The organism is Peribacillus sp. NPDC056705, from assembly GCF_043656335.1.
Map to the genome: position 1 here is coordinate 19,841 of NZ_JBHTYI010000005.1, position 26,945 is coordinate 46,785.

The window sequence follows — 26,945 nt, forward strand, 5'->3', positions numbered from 1 at the left end:
AGAAATTATTCATGATTGTGTGCTGATTTTTCTTTACTATTACTTGACTTATGATCATGCTCCATATGTTCACCTTTTGAATCCGCGTTAGAGTCACTTGAACCATGATGATGTCCAGCATTTTCACCTTCTGGAGCTGGTGAGAAGTCTAAATGATTGCCAGTAAACGTTAACTGTCCCTCATGACCCGGTTTTAATAATTCATTGAATCTTATTTCAGTAATAGGTTTCGCAGTTTCTTTAACTTCTTTTACCCATTCATCAAACTTATCTTGAGACATCGCTTCGACGTGGAACGTATTTTCAGCGAATCCTTTCCCACTAAAGTTTGCATTTCGTCCCATCATTTCCCCTGATTCGTCCGCTGCTAAGTGTAATGTGGTCACCATGTTAGACATGGCATATTTTTGACCGCCAAGTTGTGGAATCCAGAAACTCGTGATAGGCCCGAATGAATAAAGTTTAAATTCAAGTGGTCGATTTGTTGGAATATACAAGTAGTTTACTGTCTCGATATCGTTTTCTGGATAACTAAAATGCCACTTCCAGTCAGATGACGAAGCGTAAATAACTAATGGATCTTGTCCTTTGTACCCTTCCGGAGTGGCTTCCACTTTATTGTTGGAAATTACAGTAACTACGGAGAAGAAAATGACGATTAAAATCGGCACCCCAACAATAATCGTTTCAACAACGTGATTCCCTTCAATGTAGGGTGGTTCATATTCTTTAGGTAGTTTAGAATCACGGTATTTCGTTAACACAAAGACTAAAATAGCACAAACAACAATAACAATAACCGCCATGATCGCAATTGATAGCCAAATCACATTGGCTTGCGTTTGGGCTTGAGGTCCTTTAGGATCTAAGACCGCTAATGATTCACAGCCTGAAAGCACATTGACTATGGTAGAAAGAATGGCTAATGAAACCCATTTTGTTTTCATATATTTATCCTTTCTTTTAAGATTTTATTTCTAAGTTATCCCAAAAAATGTTTATTAATAGTGGTAATTTCTCACAATCACTTTTTAGAGGGGGGATGAATATGTATGAATTCATTTGGGGAATGTTCAGAGAAACTGGTTATCTAAATACCTACTTGCTTTGAAAAGGAATTTGAATATGTGAGGAGATACTGCATGGATTTTTTTAATCCTAGTGGTCAAAGAAGTAAGGGTAGCGAAGATGAAAATTTAACATGGCGGACCTCACCTCCGGGCGCACAGAAAAACCTCACCAAAAATGTTGATGAGGCTACTTTTAATCATTTTGTTATTTCCCAAAATCAAAATAATTCCGCTTTAACACCCGCTTCATCTTCAATAACTCGTCATACGTCGTCTGTTTCCCTAGCTGTTTCGAATCAATTAAAAATAGTTGATTTTCAATTTCCTTCACTATTTCATCACTTTGAAAAAAGGCATCGCAACTCTCACAATGGGAGGAAGGGGTTTCCGTAATTTCAACTGCCCTCGTACCATCCGGCAGTTCCCAATACACAGTCCCCTTTACTGATGCAAGCTTCCCTTTCTCACACCATGGACACGTCTCCATGCTATTCATCCCCCTTTTGAGTGCCCTTTTTCTGTTGTGCCTGGAATTTCTTTTCTTTTAACAGATCTCGCTTTTCACGTTGGTTTTTCAATGAAGCATGCTCTGGGTTGGTCACGTAATTTTCCCGTCTATTCATTCGCCTCAGCCCTTCAGGCACTAAATTGAATTGTTTGTCATTCATTAAACCCGATACACCTATATCTGACTGTTTTCCTTCCATATCAGGATATACCCCTTTGAAATAATCATCGGCAAGTCCTGGTGTATATTTCTCAGGTTCAGGATATGTGGTTATCACACCTTCAAAATTGCGCAGCACCGTTTTTGTTGGAGATTGTGAAAGGATATAATTCGGCTGCAGTGTGATCTTCCCTCCCCCTCCTGGAGCATCGACGACGAAGGTAGGTACAGCATACCCTGATGTATGGCCTCGGAGCCCCTCGATGATTTCAATCCCTTTTGAAATGGGCGCCCTGAAATGGCCGATGCCCTCCGAGAGATCGCACTGATATATATAGTAAGGGCGGACACGGATCTTAACAAGATCATGCATCAGCTTTTTCATGATTGCGACACTGTCATTTATCCCCGCTAAAATAACTGCCTGGTTGCCCACAGGTACACCTGCATCGGTAAGCATCTCACATGCTTTCTTTGACTCTTCGGTAATTTCTATCGAGGTATTGAAATGAGTATTCAGCCAAACCGGATGATATTTTTTTAAAATGGCACATAAATTTTCAGTGATTCTTTGAGGAAAAACAACCGGAGCCCGCGTACCTATCCTGATTATTTCAACATGGGGAATTTCCCTTAAGTTTTTGAGGATATATTCAAGGATCGTGTCATTGATCAATAATCCGTCCCCGCCGGAAATAAGGACATCCCGAACTGCCGGCGTGTCACGTATATAACCGATTGCAGCGTCCAATTGTTTTTTGGGCACGCCCATGCCAATTTGGCCTGAAAAGCGTCTTCGCGTACAATAACGGCAATACATGGAGCATTGATTCGTCACCAAAAAAAGAACGCGATCCGGATATCTATGGGTCAGTCCCGGTACTGGGGAGTCCTCATCCTCATGAAGGGGGTCTTCCATGTCATATTTGGTTTTATGCATTTCTTCCGAGATTGGGACCGATTGCATTCTGATTGGACACCTTGGGTCATCTTTATTCATTAACGAAGCATAGTATGGGGTGATATTCAATGGAATGGTTTTTGTGGAGATCCTCACACCTTCCTCTTCATCCGGAGTCAGGTTTATCACTTTTTTCAAATCATCAACAGTCCGGATCGTATTCGTAAGCTGCCACAGCCAGTTGTTCCATTGTTCTTCGGTTACATCTTTCCAAAGCTCTATATCTTTCCAATTTCGATCTGGCTTATATAAGTCAAATAACATGGTAATACCTCCTGAGTTATGATAGTAGTATTAAATGCAAGAAGGGTGCCAAAATGACCCAAAAATTCAAATGCCCATAAAAAAAACCGGACTGCTGGGTGCATCCGGTTTTTTCCATTCAAATATGCTTTTTTATTTTATATTGCAAGGTCTGTCTTGGAATTTGCAATAGTTTCGATGCCTGGAAAACGTTACCGTTCGTTTGAAGCAGCGCCTCGGTAATCAATTTTGTTTCCATCTCAATCATGGCCTCACGAAGCGGAAGGATTTTTTCTGATGGGGTGGGCTTTTTTAAAAATTGGGGCAAATCTTCAAGATTCAAAACATCATTCTCCGTATGGTTCATCATGAACTCTATCGTATGTTTAAGCTCCCTTACGTTTCCAGGCCAATGATATTTACGAAAAAAAGCCTCAGTCTTCTCATCCATGCCTTTTATCGACAGTCCTAATTTACTGTTAAATATGGATATGAAATGTTGAGAAAGAAGCTCTATATCATCAATCCGCTCCCTTAACGGAGGCAACTCGTAGCTCAATACGTTCAATCGGTAAAACAAATCCGGCCTTAGCCTGTTTTCCGATACCTCCTTTTTCGGATCCATATTCATCGCAGCCATGATCCTGACATCCACCTGTACACTCTTTGTGCCGCCTATCCTCCTGATGAACCCATCTTCTAGTACACGCAGAAGCTTTGCCTGCAAGTCAATCGGCATCGATTGCAATTCATCCAAAAACAAAGTTCCGCCGTTGGCTAATTCAAACAATCCCTGACGTTCAATAGCACCAGTGTAGCTTCCTTTTGCCGTACCGAATAGAAGCGACTCCAATAAACTTTCTGGTAGGGCAGCACAATTTTGCGCGATGAAAGGTTCTTTACTGCGGCTCGAATCTTGGTGGATGCTTTGAACAAAAAGCTCTTTTCCTACACCGCTTTCCCCATAAACCAATACCGATGAGGAGGAGCGGGCAGCCTTTTTACCTTGTGATATCAAACCTTTAAACCCATTATCTTTTGTCAGGATTTCCGTAAAAGAATACAATCCGCCGTTTGCAGGCGTTTTCCTTTCAGGACTTTTGATCGTCTTGAGCGAGCTTTCCAGATCAGCTAACCTTTCAGATAATTGCTTCAAGCTTGAATAATCCTTGGCAATTTCTATTGCACCTATCATAAACCCATCAACATATATGGGGAGCGTCGTATTTAGCGTCTCTATGATTCGTCCATGTGCATTTACATACGATTGACTATAGTTGTAGATTGGTTTTTCAGATTTAATGACCCGGAGTAAGGTCGATGATTTGTGATTCAAAGAAGGAAAGGCTTCAAGCAACGGTTTCCCAATGACCTCACTTCTTTTCATCCCATCATGATTGGCTGCCACTCCGTTATAAAAGATGGTCATTCCTTTTGGATCTATCACATGAATGCCTTCATCAATGGTTTCTAATATTGCTTCCAACACTTCACTTGTATTAAAAAATTCACTTGGCAAAATATCCCCCCTAAAAGCCCTTCTTGCTAAATGTATATGAGGAAATGCCAAAAACTTGTCATCAACCGCCTAAAAATGAGCATTCAAGTTAAATTTTTCACCCAAAGGTTCATATCTTCCAGTTTATCGAAGATATAACAATTATTAGCCAAACGCCCGCGGTACGAGTAACCATGCTGATGCAATGCAGCATTCATGCCGAATGATAGCGACCTGGCAATCGAATAGATACAATAAATGCCATGTGAAATAAGATAGTCTTCAAGCGCGGAAATCAAGTGTTTCATCAAGCCGTACTGCCGATGTTCCGGCAATGTCGCACAATCGGTGATTTCTGCATTATGGTAAAAGGAATTAATTTCTGCGGAAGCAGCACTGACGATCCTCCCTTCATGGACAAAAACATAAAAAACCGTTCCCATTTCCATGCACTTTTCTACGTATACTGGATCATTCATCGGTGTGGGATAGACTTCGAAAACCTTACCATACAATTGGGCCAGCTGAAGTGCATCGGTAACTTCTGCTTTACGGCCTTGATAGGCTGGCGGCGGATCATCCAGACCGGATTTTGTCGATAGACTCTGAACACCGGTAAGGATTTGATCTTCCTTCTCCCATTCTGCACTGTTGCGCCTTTCATTCCGGTTATATTTAACAAGGAAGAAACAATCGCTTCCCAAGAAGAATTTATCGATGCTACCTTCATATAGAAAGCCTTGAGCAAGCAATGCCATAACGTTTTCCCTGCGTGATTTGAAGATGATTTTTTCTGCTGATACGCCTTTAGCCACCTTCAAAGATTCCTCCAAACAATCTTGAAAATGACCTAGATAATCATCAACCCTGATTCGCTTATTAAAATGGTCGATCGTAATATGTATGGTGCACCTTGGCTTTTGAATTCTTTTTTCAATGATTTTAGCCTCCATTTGTCCGCTCCTTTCACAGCTTCGAAAATTGTTGCGAAAGGTCTGACCCTTCCTGGAATCAGACCTTGGGAAAAATGATTATTCCTGTTCCACCCCACACCATTCAATAATGGTCAATGCGATGATTTCCGCTACCTCCATCATTTTATCCACCTCTATATATTCGTTCGAATCATGGGCCATCTTTGTTTCCCCTGGTCCAAACACGACTACTGGGGTAGTGCCAACAGATGAAAGATACCCTCCATCCGTCGCCCAAGGGGATGCTTCGACAAGCGGTTCTTCCCCTACCACTTTTTCATAGTATGTGCCAATTGTCTTCATAAGCGGGTGATTTATTTCGAGATTGCCAGGCAGCCATCTGGCCCCAAACCATTCTAATTCAATAGGTTTTTCTTTGAACCATGCATCAGTCCGGTTTAAAGCATCTATCCGCTCCTTCAGCGACTTTTGTGCCGCTTCCATGGTTTCTGTCGGGGCGATGCCGAATCTACCTTCTAGAACGGCTGTATCCGGCACGGAGGAAGGCCAGTTCCCGCTTTGAATGCTACCAATGTTGATTGGAATCGGGATAGGGACATTTTTATAGAGTGAATGACGGAGTGACTCATTTCGTTCTTGTTCAAGCAACTTGATTTCATTCATTACTCCAACCGCTTTATCTATTGCACTGACTCCTTCATACCTTGTGCCTCCATGTGCAGACTTGCCTTTTATTCTCAGTCGAAACCACATCGAACCTTGTTGTAAAGGGAATAGTTTCATATTTGTAGGCTCCGGAATGATTGCGCCATCAGCATTGTACCCCCGTATGACTGCCGCAAGTGTGCCGGCACCACCGCTTTCTTCTTCAATTACACTCTGGAATATCACATCTCCCTTCAATTGGATTCCAGATTCGACGATCGCTTCGATTGCGAGCAATAAAGATACATTGCCGCCTTTCATATCCGTCGTTCCCCGCCCGAAAACTTTCCCGCCTATCAACTTGCCGCTATATGGTTCATCGTGCCATGCTGCATGATCTCCTTCAGGAACTACATCAATATGCCCGTTTAAAATAAGGGATTTCCCATTTCCTGTTCCTCTTTTAATAGCCACAAGGTTCGGATTTCCTTTAAAGTCCCTGCGGTCGCAATAAAAATGGGGATGTTTTCTTAAGTGTTCATCCCCGATTTCCCAAAGATCAATTTCTAGTCCAAGTTGTCTGCACTTCTCGACCACTATTGCTTGTGCACTTCCTTCTTGCCCCCTTTTGCTCGGTTCCTGAACCAGTTTTTGCAAAAGCTGAACCCCATTCATCCGATGTTCCTTTAACCATGTTCTTATTTTTTCCTCATACATATCCATTCTCCTCTCTCATTCTTTTAAAATATGGATGTATTCAGAGACGGTAAACGAGGCTTCGGTCCGATTCCTGATTTCCTGAATGCTGGACGTATCAAATACATCAGTTAATAGAAGGCCCTTCGAAGTTACGGAAAACACGCCTAATTCGGTGATGATCATATGTACGCATTTCTTGGCAGTTAACGGCAACGTACATTTTTTGACTAATTTAGACATACCCGCTTTATCGTTATGTTCCATCAAGACAATGACCTTTTTTGCCTTCGCAGCCAGTTCCATTGCACCGCCCATGCCTGGCACCCGCTTTCCCGGGACAATCCAATTAGCGAGGTCCCCCGCTTGACTTACTTGAAGGGCTCCTAGAATCGTGATATCCACCCTGCCTCGCCGTATCATCCCAAATGCAACAGTACTGTCGCAGTAAGAAGCACCGGCTCTAATGGTGATCGGCAATCCCCCGGCATTGCAAAGATGCGGATCTTCCTTCCCCATTTCAGGAGTACTGCCAATTCCCACAAGGCCATTTTCTGCATGAAACATAACTTTATGATCATTCAAAAGATGATTCGGTACAAGTGATGGAATGCCAATTCCCAAATTGACAAGCATCCCATCGCTTATTTCTGCTGCTGCCCGTTTCGCTATTCTGTTTCTATCTCCGGTTGCCAAACCCATTTCCAATCGACTCCTTTTGATGGAATGATATAATCCACAAAGGCACCGGGTACAATGATGTCCTCTGGATCCAAAGTGCCAAGCGGAACGATTTGCATGGCTTCGACTATAGTGATTTGACCGGCCGCAGCAACGATTGGATTCGTGTTCCTGGCACTTTTATCAAATATAAGATTTCCATAAGCATCTGCCATTTCTGCGTAAACAATGGCGATATCCGCAGTTAATGCCGGTTCCACCAGATAATTTTTCTTACCTATCTTTACGGTTTGCTTGCCGTCCCGGACTATATCGGCGTCAATTCCAATATCAGTCAATATCCCGCCGAGTCCCATCCCTCCGGCCCGGATGCGTTCGACAAGTGTCCCTTGCGGAGAGAACTCCACTTCGAGTTCTCCATTGTTCATTAATAGTCCTGCATTTGGATTCGAACCGATATGGGAAACGATGATTTTTTTCGCACGGCGTTGGGTGACCAGTTTTCCGATTCCGATATCGGGGAAACCTGTATCGTTCCCAATCAAGGTTAAATCCTTAATACCTGATTCCAAAATCAGGTTAATCAATCCCGGAGGTGTCCCTATGCCGCCGAACCCCCCAAACAGGATGGACTGTTTATCTTTAAAGTGATGGCGGACATCCTCCAAACGACAAATCTTCTGGAATGGATTTTCCACCACTATGACTCACTTCCTTGTTGTAATGGCCGTTTACCTATCGATTCATTAAATTGCCTAAAAGTTATATCGACCCTCATTAACAGTTCAGCGCACTCCTCTTCCGATATCGTTAACGGCGGGGAGATGATGATCGCTGATCCTGTTACACCGTCAAGGCCTGCAGCTGCGGGATAAAGAAGTATTCCATTCCTCATTCCCAATTCAATGATTTCATTAGTCACGTCTGCCTCTTTCGGATATGGGGCCTTCGTTGCTTTATCCTGGACAAATTCGATGCCAATCAATAAACCTCTCCCGCGTATATCACCGATAAAGGAATACTTCCCTGCCAACTTTTTCAGGCCCCTAATCAGGTAATTCCCTCTGTCGGCTGATTTTTCGACAAGTTCATTTCTTTCGACATATTCTAAAACGGCCAAAGACACCGCACACGATAACGGATTTGCACTTAGAGTATGGCCTCCTATAATTAACTTCGACCCTTTCATTATGGGCTCCATCACGTTTTTGGTCATTACTGCGGCCGCAATCGGTGTATACCCTCCGCTCATACCTTTACCAAATGTTACGATATCAGGCTCCACATTCCAATATTCAGAAGCAAGCATCTTACCGGTGCGTCCAAATCCGGTCATTACTTCATCCGCAATGAATAAAATATCATTCTCTTCGCAGATTTTCTTTAGTTTTCGAAAATAACCATCAGGAGGAACAATGGCCCCTCCGGCTGCGCCGATAACAGGTTCTGCAATGAAAGCCGCTATATTTTCACTGCCAATACGCCGGATTGATGCTTCCAATTCCGAAGCACAGGACATTCCACACGTATGTGGATCAAGTTGAAGTGGACATCGGTAACAATATGGAGGAGATACAGAAGGATATGATTCAAGCATAGGAGCAAATCTTTCCCGGCGAATCGGATGTCCAGACATTGAAAGAGCTCCCATCGTGATGCCATGGTAGCTCATCCATCTCGATATGATTTTTTGTTTTTTGGGCTTCCCTTTTTCCTGCCAATGCTGGATGGCAATTTTCAATGCCGTTTCAGTCGCTTCGGAGCCGCTGTTTACAAAAAAACTGTATGTCAGTTCCCCTTTGGTCAATTCCGCAATTTTTCCGGCAAGTTTCTCTGCAGCATCGCTGGTAAATTGGGAACGATACACAAATGAAACCTGTTTGGCCTGTTTTATCATCGCTTCAATGATTTCCTGGACTCCATGGCCAATATTGGCTGTAACTGCACCGGAAGAAGCATCAAGGTACTCCTTTCCATCTTTGTCGTATAAAAACACTCCCTGACCATGACTGATAGTCGGGTAGGCTCCTCCCAGGACCGGTTTGATCAATGAAGACTGCTCCATAAGCCCACACACTCCTTCTTTTTAAAAACAAATGCAATATAGTAAAGTGTATGTCCAGATGAAAGCAATCTTGCTAAAGAAATTGGCCTAAGCATGTTAACGGATAAATTTCTTGCTTTCATGGATGATCGTCCAAAAATGGCGACAAAAAAAGTGTATCCGCGAGAGATACACTTTTTTCTTACAATGCGCTATTTAGTTTTTCTTCACGAATTGACTCCAAAAAACTTTCATCCTTTAAAACAGCCAGCACATTTTTATAAAAAGCAGTTTTATCGATAACTGAAGTATGCACATATTCATACTCTTTTAAAGACGGATGACGCAAAACATTTTTCATGCAGGAATGACAAACTTTTTTAGTTCCTAACTTATAATAGTTCAAGTTACTTGCATCCCCATTAGAAGTATCTTCGTTACAAACGAAACATGTATGGCTCACACGGCCTTTTTTATTATACTCGGCCAAAGCCCCCTCTAAACGAATGGATGCTGGAATTGTTAATAACACATAATCACCTTTTCTATTTTAAATCTCTTAGTATTATATCAGAAAAATATAGAATTTGAACTATTAGACTCATATTCCCTAATAATGCTTGTAAAATAGGACTATTTCCAGGGCTGACAAGAGGAAAGATTCCTAATATACACCCTAATGCAAAATATTTTCATGCATATCCCGAACAGATTAAAACACCGTCCACTTTTGAACGGCGTCTTCACACTGTGTCATGGATGGATTTGGATCGTCGCTTTTCCGTTCTTCACCTTCATTACTGCCCCTGAACCAACCGGCACCGTTACAAATGGATGAACATGACCAAAGTTGGCATTAGCGATCACAGGTATGCCATTTATCTCCTTTTTGGCGGCGATGATTTCCTGCAACGCATATTCCGTCATTCCTGAATCCTTTTGGAAACGGCCGATGACGATTCCTTTAATCCCACTTGCACCTGGCTGATGGAGCAAGGATTGTAAATCCCGGTCAAAACTGAATGGGTGGCTTTCTTCGTCATCTTCTATGAAAAGAATACTGTCCTTTAAAGATGGCATGTATTCAGTACCTTGTAATAGATTGAGTGTACAAAGATTTCCCCCAATGATTGTCCCAGCAGCTTCACCTTCTTGAATGACCATGTATCCAGCATTCGGGTGGAAGGTGCGCTCATCCTGTTCTAAATGCCATGAATCATCACTCCACGTTTCACTTGGATCAAGATAAAATCCTTCACTTTCAATTACAGCCTTTTTAAAATATTCCATCGTATATTCCAGACCAGCCTTCATCCCGAACGTCGAGAAATGTGGACCTGAATATGTAGTTAAGCCTGTTTTATTATATATGGCCAATAAAATTGCGGTTATATCACTATACCCCATCAACACTTTTGGATTTTCCTTAATCAAATCATAGTCGATATACCGTAACAATTGGTTAGCATTATATCCCCCGATGGCTGTAAAAATCCCCTTCACATTCGGATCCCTGAACGCATCATGCAAATCCTCGATCCGGTCTTCGATCGAATTCGAGAAAAAGTCATCATGGAACAAAACCGTTTCACCATATGTCACTTTAAAACCAAGTTCAGTCAATCTTTCTTCTGCCAATCTGCGTTGTTCTCCTTTGACAATCGCCAAGCTTCTTGAAGGAGCGATTACGCGTATTTCATCCCCTGCTTTTAAACGGGAAGGCTTCATATCTTTATCCCCCTAAATTAATTACATTCTGTCGTTATTTTAGCAGAAATGGTGAACAAAGAAAAACCAAGACCCTTAATGGCATTCACACAACTCATTTTACTTCCTGATTAACCTGATTTCCCTCCTTAATGAGATTCTCTCGTCATTCCGACGTGCCATAATCAGGATTGAAGAAAGAAATGGTTATGCATCTCCTGCCTCATTTGGATTACATGTTTTTTCAGTCAGAGACCTTGAATCTAAAAGACCCACCGTACCCCACCAATTTCCTTACATAAAGAAAAGACCAGCTATCAACTGGTCTTTGGGTTATTGCCTTAGCAGCAGAATGAAGCGCCGATGATGATCAATAGAATGAACAAGACAACGATTAATGCGAAGCCTGATCCAAATCCGCAGCAACCGCCGCCGCCATATCCGTATCCACCGCCGCCGTATCCACCTCCACCATAACCGTACCCTGGTCCTGCAACATTTCCACCATATCCGTACATAAAGTTTCACTCCTTTTAGAATTCTGATTTCTCTTTACACCTTACCATATGTCAATACGCCCGCCTCGGTCTGTGCATTTGCCTATTTTTCTGGATTTTTAAAAAAACTTCAATCAGCACCATCTTCACCGCTAATCATTCAATGTCTGAAATACCACGATTAACCATGAAAAATGTCAAAAAAACGTTTTATATTTATTGTGTTACTTCAAAATTGGGATATAATAAGGAAAAAACAATTCTTAGCCTTTTTAAGCTATCACCATACCTACATGGATACATAAAAGGCAATACGGGGGAACATAATTGAAAACGAACGCAAAACCCTTCATCCCTTTCGCTGCAATTGCCACGATCCTTCTAATCAGCTATATCCTTCAAAAAGTCCCAAAAACATATGGATCAGATGATTCGATAAATGTTTATCAAAAATTCCAATCAGGCCAGCCCATTCAGTATCTTGTCATTGGTGACAGTATCGGAAGAGGGTCCGGAGCTGAAAATCCTAATCTAACCTGGTTCAAACAGTTGGAAAATAAGATGAATGATGTCAATGATATACCTTTACACGGTGACTATGTAGTCCAAAGCGGATCCACTGCTTTTGAAGGGCTATTCAAGCTCTCGCAAAGAAGGGAGCATGATCATAAAGATCTGATTTTCTTCGTTTTTGGTGAAAATGACCGCAAATATATGAATGTCGATGATTTTACCATGACATATGAAGCGTTAATGAGGAAGGCAAAACGCCTCCACCCTAATGCTGAATTATTCACAATAACAGAGAGTTCCTTGAAATATGAGGAATTTGCTTCAGCCATCGGACTTTTATCCAAACACTACGGTGCAACGAATGTGGATATGCGACCAGTATTCAAAAATTCAGGATATACGGAAAAACAGCTTACCAGAGATTTGATTCATCCAAATGGGCTTGGTTATAAATTATATGCTGATGCAATTTATGAACGGTTCCTTGATAACATCAAACGAGAAAAGGCTGTAGCAGGCCTTCCATCTAAGCTGCATGCCCGTTCTGAATTTGAATTATCGGAAATTGACCACTATGGAAAAATGAGCGGGTTCCGTCCAAGGGGCGGCTATTTCACTAGCAGTGAAAAGGGCAGTGTGATTGAATATACCTTCAAAGGGAGTATGCTTGGTGTGAAACTGCTTAGAAGTCCTGATGGCGGGGAAGTGAATGTATGGATCGATGGAAATGAAATCACCACTTTGAATACGTGGTGGCCATTTGCTCGTGAAAGATATTTATTTGTCACGAATGGGCTTCATCCCGGTTCACATACTGTCCGGTTTGAGGTGACTGGCAGGACTAAGGCAATGGAACTTACCACCATTCCATTTGTCCGGATCGCATCAATCATCACGGATTGAATCCCACCCAATATTAAAATAACCCCCTATCCATTTCTGATAGGGGGTTTTCCAATCAATCAAAAAGCTTTTTGTATTCTCCGTATCCTTCTCTTTCAAGGTCTTGGAGCGGGATGAACCTTAATGAAGCAGAATTGATGCAATAACGTAAACCCGACGGTCCCGGTCCATCATTGAAAACATGACCCAGATGGGAATCGGCCGTTTTTGAGCGAACTTCGATCCTTCTCATGCCATAACTCGTATCGAGGTTTTCCACCACTTCCTCTTCTTTAAGCGGTTTAGTGAAGCTTGGCCAACCGCAGCCTGAATCGAACTTTTCCTTTGAAGTGAAAAGAGGATTACCTGAAACGATATCCACATATAATCCTTCCTCCTTCATATTCCAATATTCATTGTTAAAGGCGGGTTCCGTTCCAGAATTTTGTGTAACTTCATATTGAATCGGAGTGAGTTTCTTTTTTAATTCTTCTTTACTTTTCATTTTTTTCCCCCCAGTGATGTTGTATGAATGCTTTCCGTCCTGAGCCGATCGAATATCTTTCATAATGCTCAGGTTGCTTTTTATAATAATGCTGGTGATATGTCTCAGCTGGATAGAATGTTTTGGCTGATATTATCGGAGTTACGATCGGTCCAGAAAATTTCCCGCTCTCCTGCAGCTTGGCTTTGGATGCTTCTGCAATTTCACGTTGGTTTTCGTCATGATAAAAAATCGCCGTTTGATAGGAACTTCCCCGGTCATAAAATTGCCCGCCAGCATCTGTCGGGTCAATTTGCTGCCAAAACAACTCGATAATCTTCTCATATGGATATACGCTTGGATCAAAGGTGATCTGAACGGCTTCATAATGTCCCGTGGTTTCAGAACAAACTTCTTTGTATGTGGGATTTTTCGTAGTCCCGCCTGTATAGCCAGAGATAACGGATTCGATGCCAGGCTGTTCATCGAACGGCTTCACCATGCACCAGAAACATCCACCTGCGAATGTTGCTTTCTCTAATTGCTTTGTCAAATGAAAATCCTCCTTTTTTTACAAACCATCCATTGAATGCATTTTAACGCTTTTATTTTACCCTGTAAAATAATATGCCGATCGAACCTTTTTACGAAAATGGTCCATTCCCTTTTAAAAAGGAGACACATGCCCATGCATAATTACATATGTTAAAAACATAATGGAAAAATGAGAGGTGTTGGAAATGAGCGATAAACAATCATATTCACAAAAATCGGTAACATATGGTTTACTATCGTCCTATAATAAAAACAGCGATCCGCAATTCCAAGATTATTATTACCATAAGCATTTGAAAAATCTCGAAAAAGCAACACAACAATTGGGATTTGAACAACTGGATATCACACTGCCGGCACAAGTTCGCTTTTTACATGCTGTCCCGACAGCTTCCTCATTTGATGTTTATGCAAATGAAATGCTTATCCTCAAAAGTTTCTCATATAAAGAGAACAATGGTTATTTACCACTGCCTCCTGGCAAGCATCAATTGGATATATACCGCAGCGGCCAAAGCACCTTACCTCTTTTAAGCCGTAAATTGGCCCTCGAAAGCGGGAGCTCCTATACCATTGCTCTAGCGCCTCCACAGGCTAATGAATTGTTGAAAATGTTACCTTTCGAGGATAATCCATTTGTTCCTCCGAATGAAGCGAAGGTTCGATTCATCCAGCTTTCACATGATTTACTCTCGGTGGATATTGCCGTCAAAGATGGAGATGTCGTTTTTGATCAACTCCATTTCAGGAAAGCAAGCGAATATCTTAATATTCATCCAATGATAATAGACTTCGAAGTGAGGATATCGGGAACAAAAGAGATCGCACTCCCTTTGCCAAACAAGGCTTTCCAAGATAATACACCCTCCTCCATTTATATAATCGGATCGGGTCGGGAATCATCTTCACTAGAATCCCTAATGCTCTCTCCATAAATGGATAAAAAAACAAGGTGCATCGAAATACTTAGATAACAAAACATAGGATAGTTAGTTTATAAGGGCTAATCATCCTTTTTTCATATTCCATATGGAAGGCTCTTTTCGTAAAGATTGTTTTTTTAAAACGAAACGATTTAAGGTTGATTGTAGCGCAAGTGCGAGACTCCTGCGGGAGCAGCGGGACAAGTGAGACCCCACAGGCGTTTACGCCAAGGAGGCTCATCACCGCCCGCCCCGCGGAAAGCGAGCATCTGGAGGGGAAATCAACCACACCGCTTTACTTGGTAAATAGCAACAAAGTATGCGAAAACAGCCATAAGGAAATAGTAAGGTAACTCACCTTTGCCCACAACCAATATTTGACATTTCAATCGAATCTCTAAGTCCCCTGTATTTAATGGACTTGATGATTCATAAGAACAGATATTCGTTCCTTCTAGTAGAGGGCTGTTATTTAATTTTACTAATAAGTGTTTTATACTGTAAATCGCCATATCCTATTGTTGGGAAGTGGATAAATAACTTGTTAATCAATTGTGGTTCTGGCAGGCCTTTATTTTTAGATATATAATTTGTAACTGGATTATCTTCATTTAACATTTCTAAATATATGTCTATTGCCTGATACATTACTGGCAATACTTCAATTGATGTTTTTGTATGATTTAATAATACATCTTCATATACCGTTAAATAGTTGCCTAATCTAAGTTCAGTTTGCCTTACTTTAAATTCATCCTCTCTAAAACTGTTCAAGAACACTCTACCGCTATAATCGGCCTGTTCAAGGTAAGCAAGGATTGTAAGAAGATTCATTTGGCAAAACATATCTTCACCAAACCACAAAACGATGCATACATAATCTTTGTTAAATAGATTATTTAATGGATTAATTACCTTGTCGATATAATTTTCAACTAATTCATGGTGTCCTATCGCTCTTGTTTTTATGAATTCCTCATTAAAAATGTTCTTAGTAGTTGTATTTACACACATAGCTTCGTTAAATGGGGCATAGTCTGTATTCCTCATTAGTTTTTTATCTTTAAACTCATCATACATAGCTTGGCCATTCAATATATTGAGTACATATTCGTCAAACAACTCTCTTTGTTGGCCGTGTATTTGATCAACCTCGATTTTTCTCGAAAAATCCATTCTGCACCACCCTTTATTTTTATGAATAGTGAGCTTATTGAATGATTGAACAGGCATCCTGTTAAGTTGAAATTATCTAGGACTAATGCCAAAAACAGTTTTAAACCCTCTACTTTATGCTTCTTGCGAAGAATAATCATAATCAAAAGCAGTATCAATTATTCTCTTACCAATTATAAATCATTTGTGTAAAGCCTTCTAAGGAGCACATAGCGCCTAATACTTATACCTGTCATTTGGTGGAATTTAAACGAGCAATAATAAGGCGAGTATCCCAGATCATCGGCAAGTTCATCTAAGGAAAATTTATATTTTATATGGTTTTCAATCCAATCAATCATAATTTGTATATTCATATAATTCACCTCTAACTGTAATTATAAGTGGGACCCATTTCATTTATTTGATATTTCTTGTGATTAAAATAAACTTTAAAAGTCTTCTCTTATCTCTTACTTTATCTCAGAAATTGATAAGTCATCTAAATAATCAAGGTTTAAGGTTTTTTCAACCAAAGGGGGCGTAAAAAAAGAACCACACATTTTAGGCATATCTAAAATGCGTGGTCCTTTTATCATCAAATACTTAACACATCTAACCTGGTCTTTCTTACATTTAGTCGCTATCACTGTAAAGATGATGGGATGGTCAATAAAAATGAAATGTCATCATTTTTAAGGTCGAATTCTTTCGCCTTCACCCTAATATCACTTTTCAGTTCCATATCCTGTAATGACACATAAATACTTTCGTCATTGGGACTGATGCTAACCCAATCCGGCATGTTATAACGCTCATTTATTAAATTCATTACATATGAAACAGGAAGGTTCATTTTTCCGACTGCAATTGATTTTTGCTTTAAGATCAAATCCCCATTTTTTTGGGCAATTGGTTCAAAAGTCAATTTCATTTCCACTTCACGGTTGAAAAATGGCATCGTTCCATATAACTCGACTTCATCCGTCAAATACACTTCATAGTGAATGGATCCCGTCAGCCCCTCTTTATCCAAATACTGGTTGATTAATCTTGTCAAATCTTCCCGATTCGTGTGAACTTGAAATTGGATATCTTCTTCATGGCTTACTTTCGGTATCAGCTGTTTATCTTTAGTCGGCAAATTAACTAAAATCGTTACAAACAGGATGACCAGGATGTTTAAGGCTAATAGGGAAATAAACAAAGTCTTCCATTTGACATTTGTCATTCTTGGTCATCATCTCCTTTGGCACTCGCTTCCAATGTGTCCTTTCCGATAGTGGTAATATCCATATCATTATAGATTCTTGTCGCGATTAATTCATAGCCGCGGTCATTTGGGTGAAAATAATCCTCGGCATACAGCAAATCTTCTTCGGAATTCTCGAAAATGTCTGCTATATCAATAAAATAAGCTGAATCATATTCTTCGATAATCTCTTTCCCGCTTTCATTCCAATCATTCATGATCATATCAAGTTCATAAAAATCTGCGAACCATTTGGAAAATGGATTATAGACGCCCACAAGATAAATTTGCGCATGATCATTTTCGGAACGAACCTTATCAAGTATCTGCCTTAATCTTTTTTCATACCCTATTTTTGCCGAATCAAACTGATTCAGCTCCAAGTCCGAGAAATTCTGCTTAAAGACCTTCATGATATCATTTCCACCGATTGTGACGACAACCGAATCAGCTTGCTTTATGTCTTCTTTAATCCTAGCTTTATCCAGTCTTTTCAATAGTTGGTCGGTCCTATTTCCACGTATGCCATGATTAATCATCTCAACGGAAGTAATCGATGGTTCTTTTTCCAGCTTATTTTGTAAATAAGGCAGATACCCGCCATTATCTTTACTATCGCCGACACCTTGAGTCAAGGAATCGCCAATCGATACGATTTTCACAGGGTCCGGAAAAAAGCTGGCAGGAATGGTTTCCTTTTTACTCAGCTCAACTATGCTTTTCTGCTGAACAGATGGCTGATGTGACGCTGTTTCACTTTGGCCGCAGCCCGAGATCCAAACTAGGCATATGAAAAGACAGGTGATTCTGTACCTCATGACCCTCACCTTCCTACCCATATATTATATCATGCAGAAAACGAATGATTGCAAACAATATATACCTTCTTTTTCATTGTACTTTTAGCTTGAGCCTTCCTTACTATACCATATGAAAAATGCAGTGAATTAAAGCTAGTCCTTTAAAAATTAGCATGTACTGAGCATGCAAAATCATTCTTCACATCCGCTGTTTCTTCAAAAACAAATCCCCATATTTTCACCATCGCTTAAGCCCTAATGAGGTCATTGTAAAATGATGGATGAAAAACAGAAAGAACAGGTCATTTAACCTGTTCAATAATTCTGTAAAATTTTAATATGCTTAATGATTTCATCAAAGGGAATATCTTGGAGACCCGTATAATCCATGATGATCTTTCCTTCTTGATCAATTAGAAAAAAGCTGGTCCCATGAATCACCTGATCTTCTGCTTCAGGTTTTTTGACGATCGTTTTAAAGTTATCCAATGCAAATTGCTCGATTTCTTCCTGACCATAACCGGTCAGAAAGTGCCAATTTCCGTAATCCACATTAAATTGGTCGCCATACCTTTTTAAAACATCAGGTTTGTCAATTTCCGGGTCCACGGAAAATGATACGAACTCAACATCCGTAATACCTTCATCCTTCAATTGCTGCTGCAGCTTCGTCATATTAGAAGTCATGGGGAGGCAGACAGTCTCGCAGTTTGTGAATATAAAATCCGCTACCCAAACCTTTCCTTTTAGATCGCTTTTTGAGAAAGGTTTACCCTCCTGATCAATGTAACTGAAATCTTCAAGGTCCCAATTTTTAGCATCAGGTACACCATTCGAACCGCATGCTGCCAACAGCAAAAGAATTGATGCTACCATAGCTGCCATAAGCAAATGCAGCTTTCTCATCCCTACCCCGTCCTTTATGTATAAAATATTCTGTTACTTCATTTATTCTAACAGACCAATCTTAATGAGAACAGCAACTATTTCTACGAATTAAAGACAATTGTAAAGTGACAAAACCTCCGCCATACGCAGTTTCATATGTTTCATCCATATTAGTCCCAATAATACATGATTGCCATGGCGCCTTCACCTGTATGAGTACTGACGACGGCCGTTGTTGCTTCTATCTTTATATCTTGATATCCTGTTAAGTCTGCAATGGCCTGTCGAACCTTATCCGCTATTTCAAGTCCATTCGCATGTACAAAACCAATGCCACTAATTTTTTTTCCTTGTGTGTCTTCTTTGAATTTCTTGATGATGAACTTCACGACCTGTGACTGGCTCCTGGCTTTGGATACAGGATTCAGTACACCATCATCCAGAAGTGCAATCGGCTTTATGTGCAGCAATGAACCGATAAAAGCAGAAACTTTGCCAATCCTTCCACCCTTAACGAGGTTATCAAGAGTTTCTATGACAATGATTAAACTTGACTGCTTTTTAATATGTTCCAATCGTTCAATTATCTCGGCTACGGATTTCCCTTCCTTCGCCATCTTCGCTGCCTCTATCACCTGAAATGACATCGCTTTAGAAATGAATTTCGAGTCAAGAACGGTAACCTTCGCTTCAGACATGCTAGCTGCGCTTTCCGCTGAGCGAACTGTGCCGCTCATGCCACCTGTCATATGTATGGAAATAATCTCGCTGCCGTCTTTTCCGAGTTCATCATATACCTCCACAAATGTACCTACGGCTGGTTGTGAGCTTTTTGGCAGTTCTTTTGACTGGTTCATCCTTCTCAGGAATTCTTCTTGTTCAATTTCAACCTTATCCAAAAAGGTCTCCCCATCTATAAAGATGGATAATGGGACCATTGTTATACCATAAAAGTTCAGTTCCTCTGGTGTCATATCTACTGTCGAATCTGTTACTATCTTTACTTTATTCATCATTACACATCCCTAAATTAACATATCTATTGTATTATACCTATTCAAAGTACGCATTCAAACCAAAGGTCATCCTTTTCAAATGAAGTGATACTTTTCTATTGAAATGAATACACAAAAAAAGACCGTTCCATGAGCTAACCTGAACACATGCCGATTTATTCGATATTGCATGGCATTGTGTCATCTCTTTTAACGGAGAAGTTAGCTATGGAATAGTCCGCATTAAGCATTATTAAGTAAACTTCCAAAAAAAAGCTTGTTATAGACGGGCCATTTGAGTACGGATGCTAAATAATGCTTAAATGAGTAATTTTCTTTATGATCTTTATTGGCAAAAACCTTTTTAACAAACACTTCCAAACGCACGGTCAACATAAAAAAATTCGGATCACTAGGCAGTAAGACAGGTATTTCTGAAATTGTGACCTTATGTCCAAAACAATCTTTGAATTCCAAGCATTTGAACATCAAAATATCAATCCTCATTTTTAACCGATTGCTTACATTATACACAATAAAACCAAAAGTATAAATATTCAAATGTGTAAAAAAACAGAGAAATCAGATTGACTTTCATAAAAAAAGGCTGTTTTCGCATACTTTTTTGCTATTTACCAAGTAATGCGGTGTGGTTGATTTCCCCTCCAGATGCTCGCTTTCCCCGGGGCGGGCGGTGAGCCTCCTCGGCGTGAACGTCTGTGGGGTCTCACCTGTCCCGCTGCTCCCGCAGGAGTCTCGCACTTCCGCTCCAATCAACCTTACATCGTTTCGTTTTAAAAACAACAATCTTTTCGAAAGAGCCTAAAAAAAGGCCCATAAAGGCAAAATGCCATTATGGGCTTCCTCTTATAAACCTTCCTCGTAGGTGTCTTCCCGCAAGCTTTCGCGTTTCACCCTTCGTTTATAGACGAGTTTTGATAACGAAATACTGATTTCGTATAATAACAGCAAGGGAATCATCACCATAAAGTCTGACATAAAGTCAGGCGGCGTAATCGATATCGCTATGACAACCAGTACAAAGTATGCATACTTCCTTAACTTTTGAAGCACATAAGGATTTATTATGCCAAGGGAAGTCAAAAACATGGTAACGACAGGAAGCTCGAATAAAACAGCAAAAGGTATCGTCATATTAAATACGAACGAAAAGTACTTATCCGCTGTAAAACTGGTTATGAACATCCCATCGCCCAGTTCAATCAAAAATTGAAGAATGGTCGGGAAGATGACAAAATAACCGAAAGCCAGCCCTCCGATAAAAAGCAGGAAAAGTGCTGGAATATAAGCAAGGGTCGCCCTTACTTCATTTGGCATCAAAGCGGGTTTGATGAATAACCAGATTTGCAGAGCAATTACAGGTATGGTTGCCGCAATGGCTACAACACCTGAGAGCATAAAGTAAACCCAGATAATATCACTCGGTCCCAATACCATCAGGTCAAAATCAAGATCTTTCACGAACCAATTATAGATCTCCTCGACATAAATAAAACTGGCGATAAAAAAGATCAAAAAAGCAACAGCAGTAATGATGAGCCGTTTTCTCAATTCATCGAGATGATCGATGATATTTAATTCTTTATCTTCCAAAGTTGATCACGCCTTCATCTGAAAATCCGTATCTTTGTTCCAGCATAAAGGCGCAAGACGATTGCATCTTACGCCCAGCATTTAATCATTCATGATTTTTTTGTTGTATCTTCTTATCTTCTTCATAATCACCTTTTGTTAAATCACTCGTGGACTTTTTAAACTCACGAAGTGTTTGTCCAAAAGCACGTCCAATTTCCGGAAGTTTCTTCGGACCAAAGATAATTAAAGCCAATATTAAGATGAGAATTAGACCAGGTACTCCAATGTTCGACATGGATACATCCCCTTTGGTGTTGTAATTAGACCTACTCCGATTATAATACCATTTCCAACCAATTGAAAGGGAACTGGCAATTCGTCATAAAATGGTAACAATTATCGACAGTTTGCCCATATACGCCTGAGCCGGCAGAATAAAATGTAAAAACATAGGTTTTATTCTATCCTAATTTAACACTTAATCCATGATTAAATCAATAAGTGAAATAAATTACTGTCTTTATTGACCTCTACGAAAGAGAATCCTTTCTTGTTCATCCTCTGAATGAGCCCTTCATAATCATTTTTATCTTTCAGCTCTACACCAACCAGGGCCGGACCGCTTTCTTTATTATTTTTCTTCGTATATTCAAAACGGCTTATATCGTCATTCGGTCCTAACACTTCATCGAGGAATTCCCTTAAAGCTCCAGCACGTTGTGGAAAATTCACGATAAAATAATAAAGCAGCCCTTCATATAATAAGGATTTCTCCTTAATTTCCTGCATACGCCCAATGTCGTTATTCCCTCCGCTGACCATGCATACAACCGTTTTGCCTTTGATTTGTTCCTTGTATAAATCCAACGCAGCTACAGATATAGCCCCTGCCGGTTCAGCGACAATCGCATGCTGATTATATAAATCGAGAATCGTCGTACAGATTTGACCCGAAGGAACGACAACGATATCTTCCAGGTTTTCCTTACAAAGCTGATATGTCAACTGTCCCACACACTTGACCGCTGCCCCGTCAACAAATGTATCTATATTTTCAAGTTCAGAAACTTTTCCTTCCTTGAAAGAGTACTCCATCGAAGCAGCACCTTGCGGCTCAACACCAATGCATTTCGTATTTGGGGAAACCGATTTGAAATAGCTAGATACTCCGGCCATTAAACCGCCACCGCCCATAGCGGCAAATACATAGTCGATTCCATCTTCACAATCATTCAGGATTTCTACAGCCGTTGTCCCCTGCCCGGCGATTACCTTTTCATCGTCAAATGGATGGATAAAGGAACGCTCTTCTTTTTCACAGCATTCCATCGCCATGGCAAATGCATCATCGAAAGTATCCCCGACAAGGATGATTTCCACATTACCCCTGCCGAATAACTGCACTTGATCGACTTTTTGCCTTGGAGTTGTAGCAGGCATATAAATTTTCCCATGGATACCTAATTGGCTGCAGGAAAAAGCTACTCCTTGTGCATGGTTTCCTGCACTGGCACAAACGACTCCATTCTTCGTCTCTTCCTCAGTCAGGCTTTTCATTTTATAGTAAGCCCCTCTTAATTTAAAGGAACGTACGTGTTGTAGGTCCTCACGTTTTAAATAAACATTACAATCATATTTTTCAGAGAGCCTCTGATTTTTTTGTAAAGGAGTATGCAAAACGATTTCTTTCAGTTCTCTATAGGCAATTAGAATATCTTCCAATTGAATCCCCCTATTCTTAGATGCAGTCTGATTCATAACAATCCCTCATTTCCTTCCTTAATGAATTCAATCATTATAGCACTTTACTGTTATTAATGTAATTGATTTTTCTAAAAATTCTTTCTTTTGTTCATTCCATACCAAAAAAATCCGATTATGGTCATTTCCCCATAATCGGATTAACACTTTATTTTTTTTGTAGAATAATAAAATCATGTGCATAACGATTTTTTTCATCGATGCTGCCTGGGTTTGATGAGATCTTATCCCATTGATTTTCATCAAGCACGGGAAAGAAAGTATCACCTTCAAAGGTTTCATGAATTTCCGTTATATACAAGCGATCGGTAACAGGAAGGATTTCCTTGAAGATTTCGGCTCCGCCAATAACGAAAACTTCCTCATCACGGTTATCTGCAAACGTTTTGATTTGTGCAATATCATGTAAAACTACGCAGCCTTCCGCTTTAAAACCCTGATTGCGGGTAACGATGACATTTTCCCGACCAGGCAGGACCCTGCCGATCGATTCAAATGTTTTTCGGCCCATTACGATCGGATGGCCCATCGTCACTTTTTTAAAATACTGCAAATCTGCCGGTAAATGCCATGGCAGTTCATTGTTTTTACCTATCACACGATTTTGATCCATTGCCACTATCAACGATATCATATGCTAACCTCACCTTTTATATGGGGATGGGCTTCGTAATTTTCCAAAACGAAGTCCTCGAAGCTAAAATCAAAGATATTATTCACATCTGGATTGATTTTCATGATTGGCAATGGTTTGGGATCACGGGTCAACTGCAGTTCCACTTGTTCAAGGTGGTTAGAATAGATGTGGACATCCCCGAAAGTATGTACAAATTCGCCAACTTCCAGATCACATACCTGGGCGATCATCATCGTTAAGAGCGCATACGAGGCTATATTAAATGGAACACCTAAAAAGACGTCCGCTGAACGTTGGTATAGCTGGCATGAAAGCTTTCCATCAGCGACATAGAATTGAAAGAAAGCATGGCAAGGCGGCAAGGCCATTTCGTCCAGTTCCCCAACATTCCAAGCACTGACTATCAATCTTCTTGAATTTGGATTCGTTTTTATTTGTTCGATCAATTCACCGATTTGGTCGATTTGCCTTCCATCGGCCGTTCCCCAAGAACGCCATTGATGACCATAAATCGGACCTAATTCCCCATTTTCATCAGCCCATTCATTCCAAATCCGCACGCTGTTTTCCTGAAGGTAGCCAACGTTTGTATCACCCTTCAAAAACCATAATAATTCATGGATAATCGCTTTTAAACTAACCTTTTTCGTTGTAAGTACAGGGAATCCATCTTTTAAATTGAATCTCATTTGATATCCAAAGGTGCTGATCGTCCCTGTTCCCGTACGATCGCCTTTTTGCGTTCCATTTTCGAGTACATGCTTACATAAATCTAAATATTGCTTCATGATAAACCACCTTTTCTACTTTCATTCTCCTTATTTTAACGTATTATTGCCCAATGTTTAATCTAATTGTTTAATAAAATTATAAGTCTCGGGCGCTTTTTGTCTAAGCAATTGATTTTGTTCATTGTTCACATAAAACATGGCAAACGTTTCTGCAAAGTATTCCTCAGGATAATTGGAATAATACGTAATCCCCGGAAACAGTCCATCCACTTCCTTACCCCAAATCCTCAAATAATCCATGTCTTTACGGATTCCACCAAACACTATATTATCAATTGAATGCCCTAGCTCATGCAGTTCCAAATTAACGGAGCCATGCCCGTTGCCCTTGTCACTTGCTCCGATTTTAACCAATACCGTATGTGATCCGCCCATACCAGGCACATCATCCCAAGTTGTTTCTTTATTCAAATAACCACGTGGAGTTTTCCCCTTTAATTTGGCCGCAGATTGATTTTCTGTTATATCACCATCAAATAGTTTGATCCTCACACCACTTTCTGCAGTTTTCACCAAAAGGGAATGAGGCAGTTTATTAATGGTTCCAGCAATTTTGAGTGCTTCCCTTTCATCGAACTCCTCTTCCGGAAATAAAAATATCCTTTGTAATTCTTTATTCCCCTTAAAAAGTTCAGCTTGTCTTAAAAGATTATCTTTGTTTAAATTGCGCCATTTTACCCCTTCATCCTTCGCTAACGTATAGGAGAGCATGGAGAGTAAAAAGACAAATAATGCAAATATGGATAACCATTTCTTCCTTTTCACACTCTTCTCCCCTTTCTTCATTTCTCATTATCGTTAAGAAAATATAAGTAATTTACAATCTCTAAACCTTATATACTATTATATTAGTATAGCATATTGACCTAGTGTAAAAAATCTATGTTTTTTTGGTATTTCGCTTGCACATTCATTCGAAGATGAACAATCGACCAGGTCTTTTCATATATCAACAATATATAATCGTAAAAGGTTTAAGGTGATCGTATGGAATCCAACAATAAAAAAGCCATTTTGGATGAACACCGTGAACTTGCAGAAGAAGTCCTTGATATCTACAGTTTAAAAGTGTTCATCATTCTCGACCTTTTTCTATTCTCCATTTTCTTTGGCATACTGCTGCATCCGCTAATGTCTTCTCTTTGGCTTAACTTTTTATTGCCTTTGCTTTTCTTCACTACATTTATCGGCCTTCTTCACTTACTTGATATTTTCCTAAAAAAAAGCTGACATCATTTTTGATGTCAGCTTTTTTTAATTGTGCTCAACCATGTTCCTTGAGCTTTTTCCCTTTCTTCAAATGAGATACAATCGTGGTGCCGAAAATCAGCAAAATAAAGGCAAAAAAGATTGCAGCCGGGATTTCGATCCCTGCAACGGCCATTAGCATTTTTATAGCAATGAATCCGATAAGGACATATGCAGCAGTTTCCAATTCAGGAACCTTATCTATTAATTTTAGAAATACCCCCGCCACTCCCCGCATCATCAAGACACCAATCATACCGCCTGTCAAAAGGACCCAAACTTTTTCACTCACCCCGAATGCGGCCAAGACACTATCGACGGAAAATGCTATATCCATCAATTCCACTGCCGCAACCGTTCCCCATAATGTACCAAACATACGTATCAGAATGCTGTTTTTACTCATTCCCTGGATATCTTCGTCAATCCCAGCTTGCTTTTTTTTATTTCTAAAGTATTTAAACGAAAGCCAGCCAAGGTAGGCGGCTCCAATCACCTTCACCCACCAAAGCTTAATGAGGAATACACCGATTCCTATCGCAAAGAATCTAAAAGCGTAAGCACCTAATAAACCATAAAAAAGGGCTTTTTTCCGTTGTTTTTCAGGAAGGTGCCTGACCATTACAGCTAATACAAGAGCGTTATCCGCTGATAGTAATCCTTCCATCAATACGAGCGTTCCAATCAATCCCCAGCTCACCGGGTCGGATAAAACCTCCACCCACATATGCCAGTCAAAAAATTGAGCATACGTCTGCGTGATGTTATTTAACAACTCTGACATGATAAAGACTCCTCTGCTACTATAACAGCAAAATTAG

The 26,945-nt window shown here is 40.2% G+C and carries 29 protein-coding genes and 1 pseudogene; 3 read left to right on the top strand and 27 right to left on the bottom strand.

The features are described 5' to 3' along the window. Positions 1–5 precede the first annotated feature (5 nt). From qoxA to ACFRAK_RS08630, 12 genes are all read right to left on the bottom strand, one after another. Positions 6–947: a cytochrome aa3 quinol oxidase subunit II gene (gene qoxA / locus ACFRAK_RS08575; protein ID WP_394571605.1), complete on the bottom strand. Its 942-nt coding sequence runs from the start codon at positions 945–947 to the stop codon at positions 6–8. 328 nt (positions 948–1,275) lie between these two features. Then, positions 1,276–1,557, bottom strand: a complete 282-nt coding sequence (locus ACFRAK_RS08580) for a YokU family protein (protein ID WP_260288137.1) — start codon at positions 1,555–1,557, stop codon at positions 1,276–1,278. 1 nt (position 1,558) lies between these two features. Beyond that, positions 1,559–2,962: a lysine 2,3-aminomutase gene (gene kamA, locus ACFRAK_RS08585; RefSeq protein WP_387604181.1), complete on the bottom strand. Its 1,404-nt coding sequence runs from the start codon at positions 2,960–2,962 to the stop codon at positions 1,559–1,561. 118 nt (positions 2,963–3,080) lie between these two features. Then, positions 3,081–4,460, bottom strand: coding sequence for a sigma-54 interaction domain-containing protein (locus ACFRAK_RS08590; protein ID WP_387604179.1), 1,380 nt, complete (start codon positions 4,458–4,460; stop codon positions 3,081–3,083). Positions 4,461–4,543: 83 nt separating this feature from the next. Further along, on the bottom strand, positions 4,544–5,392 hold the full coding sequence (gene ablB, locus ACFRAK_RS08595; protein WP_387604177.1) for a putative beta-lysine N-acetyltransferase: 849 nt from the start codon (positions 5,390–5,392) through the stop codon (positions 4,544–4,546). 78 nt (positions 5,393–5,470) lie between these two features. Continuing rightward, positions 5,471–6,742 (bottom strand): peptidase, encoded by a 1,272-nt coding sequence (locus tag ACFRAK_RS08600; RefSeq protein ID WP_394571606.1) that lies wholly within the window; start codon positions 6,740–6,742, stop codon positions 5,471–5,473. A gap of 9 nt (positions 6,743–6,751) precedes the next feature. After that, complete coding sequence (locus tag ACFRAK_RS08605; protein ID WP_387604173.1) at positions 6,752–7,417, bottom strand: 3-oxoacid CoA-transferase subunit B; 666 nt, start codon at positions 7,415–7,417, stop codon at positions 6,752–6,754. Next, entirely contained in the window at positions 7,384–8,073 is a 690-nt protein-coding gene (locus ACFRAK_RS08610; protein ID WP_387604349.1) for a CoA transferase subunit A, read from the bottom strand. Before ACFRAK_RS08610 ends, ACFRAK_RS08605 begins: the two co-directional genes overlap by 34 nt. Before the next feature lie 23 nt (positions 8,074–8,096). Further along, positions 8,097–9,461 (bottom strand): aspartate aminotransferase family protein, encoded by a 1,365-nt coding sequence (locus tag ACFRAK_RS08615; RefSeq protein ID WP_387604171.1) that lies wholly within the window; start codon positions 9,459–9,461, stop codon positions 8,097–8,099. Positions 9,462–9,642: 181 nt separating this feature from the next. Next, the gene (locus tag ACFRAK_RS08620; protein ID WP_076366028.1) at positions 9,643–9,972 is read right to left on the bottom strand and encodes a hypothetical protein; all 330 of its coding nucleotides are present in this window, start codon (positions 9,970–9,972) and stop codon (positions 9,643–9,645) included. 221 nt (positions 9,973–10,193) lie between these two features. Beyond that, the gene (locus tag ACFRAK_RS08625; protein WP_394571608.1) at positions 10,194–11,168 is read right to left on the bottom strand and encodes a S66 peptidase family protein; all 975 of its coding nucleotides are present in this window, start codon (positions 11,166–11,168) and stop codon (positions 10,194–10,196) included. Positions 11,169–11,488: 320 nt separating this feature from the next. Then, positions 11,489–11,665 (bottom strand): YjcZ family sporulation protein, encoded by a 177-nt coding sequence (locus ACFRAK_RS08630; RefSeq protein WP_387604167.1) that lies wholly within the window; start codon positions 11,663–11,665, stop codon positions 11,489–11,491. Between the two features lie 306 nt (positions 11,666–11,971). Here ACFRAK_RS08630 and ACFRAK_RS08635 point away from each other — a divergent pair, with 306 nt between their 5' ends. Then, positions 11,972–13,060, top strand: coding sequence for an SGNH/GDSL hydrolase family protein (locus tag ACFRAK_RS08635; protein ID WP_387604165.1), 1,089 nt, complete (start codon positions 11,972–11,974; stop codon positions 13,058–13,060). A 55-nt stretch (positions 13,061–13,115) separates the two neighbouring features. Here the strand turns inward: ACFRAK_RS08635 and msrB are convergent, their stop codons facing one another. Beyond that, positions 13,116–13,544: a peptide-methionine (R)-S-oxide reductase MsrB gene (gene msrB, locus ACFRAK_RS08640; RefSeq protein WP_260288149.1), complete on the bottom strand. Its 429-nt coding sequence runs from the start codon at positions 13,542–13,544 to the stop codon at positions 13,116–13,118. Next, a complete protein-coding gene (gene msrA / locus ACFRAK_RS08645; RefSeq protein ID WP_387708751.1) occupies positions 13,534–14,025 on the bottom strand; it encodes a peptide-methionine (S)-S-oxide reductase MsrA in 492 nt (163 codons plus the stop codon). Before msrA ends, msrB begins: the two co-directional genes overlap by 11 nt. 238 nt (positions 14,026–14,263) lie before the next feature. On the opposite strand from msrA, the gene ACFRAK_RS08650 reads away from it, so the two are divergent. After that, complete coding sequence (locus ACFRAK_RS08650; RefSeq protein WP_394571611.1) at positions 14,264–15,013, top strand: DUF4397 domain-containing protein; 750 nt, start codon at positions 14,264–14,266, stop codon at positions 15,011–15,013. Between the two features lie 456 nt (positions 15,014–15,469). Here ACFRAK_RS08650 and ACFRAK_RS08655 read toward each other — a convergent pair. The 12 genes and pseudogenes from ACFRAK_RS08655 to ACFRAK_RS08710 all read right to left on the bottom strand — a co-directional run bounded on the left by ACFRAK_RS08655 (position 15,470) and on the right by ACFRAK_RS08710 (position 25,641). Next, positions 15,470–16,533: pseudogene (locus ACFRAK_RS08655) on the bottom strand (helix-turn-helix domain-containing protein). Between the two features lie 269 nt (positions 16,534–16,802). Further along, a complete protein-coding gene (locus ACFRAK_RS08660) occupies positions 16,803–17,387 on the bottom strand; it encodes a YpmS family protein (RefSeq protein ID WP_387597202.1) in 585 nt (194 codons plus the stop codon). Then, on the bottom strand, positions 17,384–18,226 hold the full coding sequence (locus tag ACFRAK_RS08665; RefSeq protein ID WP_387597205.1) for an SGNH/GDSL hydrolase family protein: 843 nt from the start codon (positions 18,224–18,226) through the stop codon (positions 17,384–17,386). The genes ACFRAK_RS08660 and ACFRAK_RS08665 overlap by 4 nt, the downstream gene beginning before the upstream one ends. A gap of 297 nt (positions 18,227–18,523) precedes the next feature. Continuing rightward, positions 18,524–19,114: an SCO family protein gene (locus ACFRAK_RS08670; protein WP_387708265.1), complete on the bottom strand. Its 591-nt coding sequence runs from the start codon at positions 19,112–19,114 to the stop codon at positions 18,524–18,526. 152 nt (positions 19,115–19,266) lie between these two features. Next, positions 19,267–20,109 carry a DegV family protein gene (locus tag ACFRAK_RS08675; RefSeq protein WP_394571612.1) on the bottom strand — a complete coding sequence of 281 codons (843 nt, stop codon included), beginning with the start codon at positions 20,107–20,109 and terminating at the stop codon, positions 19,267–19,269. Between the two features lie 225 nt (positions 20,110–20,334). Continuing rightward, entirely contained in the window at positions 20,335–20,598 is a 264-nt protein-coding gene (locus ACFRAK_RS08680; RefSeq protein WP_306804680.1) for a DUF2535 family protein, read from the bottom strand. Between the two features lie 360 nt (positions 20,599–20,958). Beyond that, a complete protein-coding gene (tatC, locus tag ACFRAK_RS08685) occupies positions 20,959–21,705 on the bottom strand; it encodes a twin-arginine translocase subunit TatC (protein WP_387597213.1) in 747 nt (248 codons plus the stop codon). A gap of 85 nt (positions 21,706–21,790) precedes the next feature. Further along, positions 21,791–21,982, bottom strand: a complete 192-nt coding sequence (gene tatA, locus ACFRAK_RS08690; protein WP_192205184.1) for a twin-arginine translocase TatA/TatE family subunit — start codon at positions 21,980–21,982, stop codon at positions 21,791–21,793. A 194-nt stretch (positions 21,983–22,176) separates the two neighbouring features. Next, on the bottom strand, positions 22,177–23,445 hold the full coding sequence (gene ilvA, locus ACFRAK_RS08695) for a threonine ammonia-lyase IlvA (protein ID WP_394571614.1): 1,269 nt from the start codon (positions 23,443–23,445) through the stop codon (positions 22,177–22,179). A gap of 151 nt (positions 23,446–23,596) precedes the next feature. Next, positions 23,597–24,082: a dihydrofolate reductase gene (locus ACFRAK_RS08700; RefSeq protein ID WP_387597217.1), complete on the bottom strand. Its 486-nt coding sequence runs from the start codon at positions 24,080–24,082 to the stop codon at positions 23,597–23,599. Next, positions 24,079–24,873 carry a thymidylate synthase gene (locus ACFRAK_RS08705; RefSeq protein ID WP_387597221.1) on the bottom strand — a complete coding sequence of 265 codons (795 nt, stop codon included), beginning with the start codon at positions 24,871–24,873 and terminating at the stop codon, positions 24,079–24,081. Before ACFRAK_RS08705 ends, ACFRAK_RS08700 begins: the two co-directional genes overlap by 4 nt. Positions 24,874–24,930: 57 nt before the next feature. After that, positions 24,931–25,641, bottom strand: coding sequence for an anthrax toxin lethal factor-related metalloendopeptidase (locus ACFRAK_RS08710; RefSeq protein WP_387597223.1), 711 nt, complete (start codon positions 25,639–25,641; stop codon positions 24,931–24,933). Positions 25,642–25,863: 222 nt separating this feature from the next. Between ACFRAK_RS08710 and ACFRAK_RS08715 the strand changes: the two genes are divergently transcribed. Further along, complete coding sequence (locus tag ACFRAK_RS08715; protein WP_387597226.1) at positions 25,864–26,106, top strand: hypothetical protein; 243 nt, start codon at positions 25,864–25,866, stop codon at positions 26,104–26,106. 34 nt (positions 26,107–26,140) lie between these two features. Here ACFRAK_RS08715 and ACFRAK_RS08720 read toward each other — a convergent pair whose 3' ends face one another. Beyond that, complete coding sequence (locus tag ACFRAK_RS08720; RefSeq protein ID WP_387597229.1) at positions 26,141–26,908, bottom strand: TerC family protein; 768 nt, start codon at positions 26,906–26,908, stop codon at positions 26,141–26,143. Positions 26,909–26,945 lie beyond the last annotated feature (37 nt).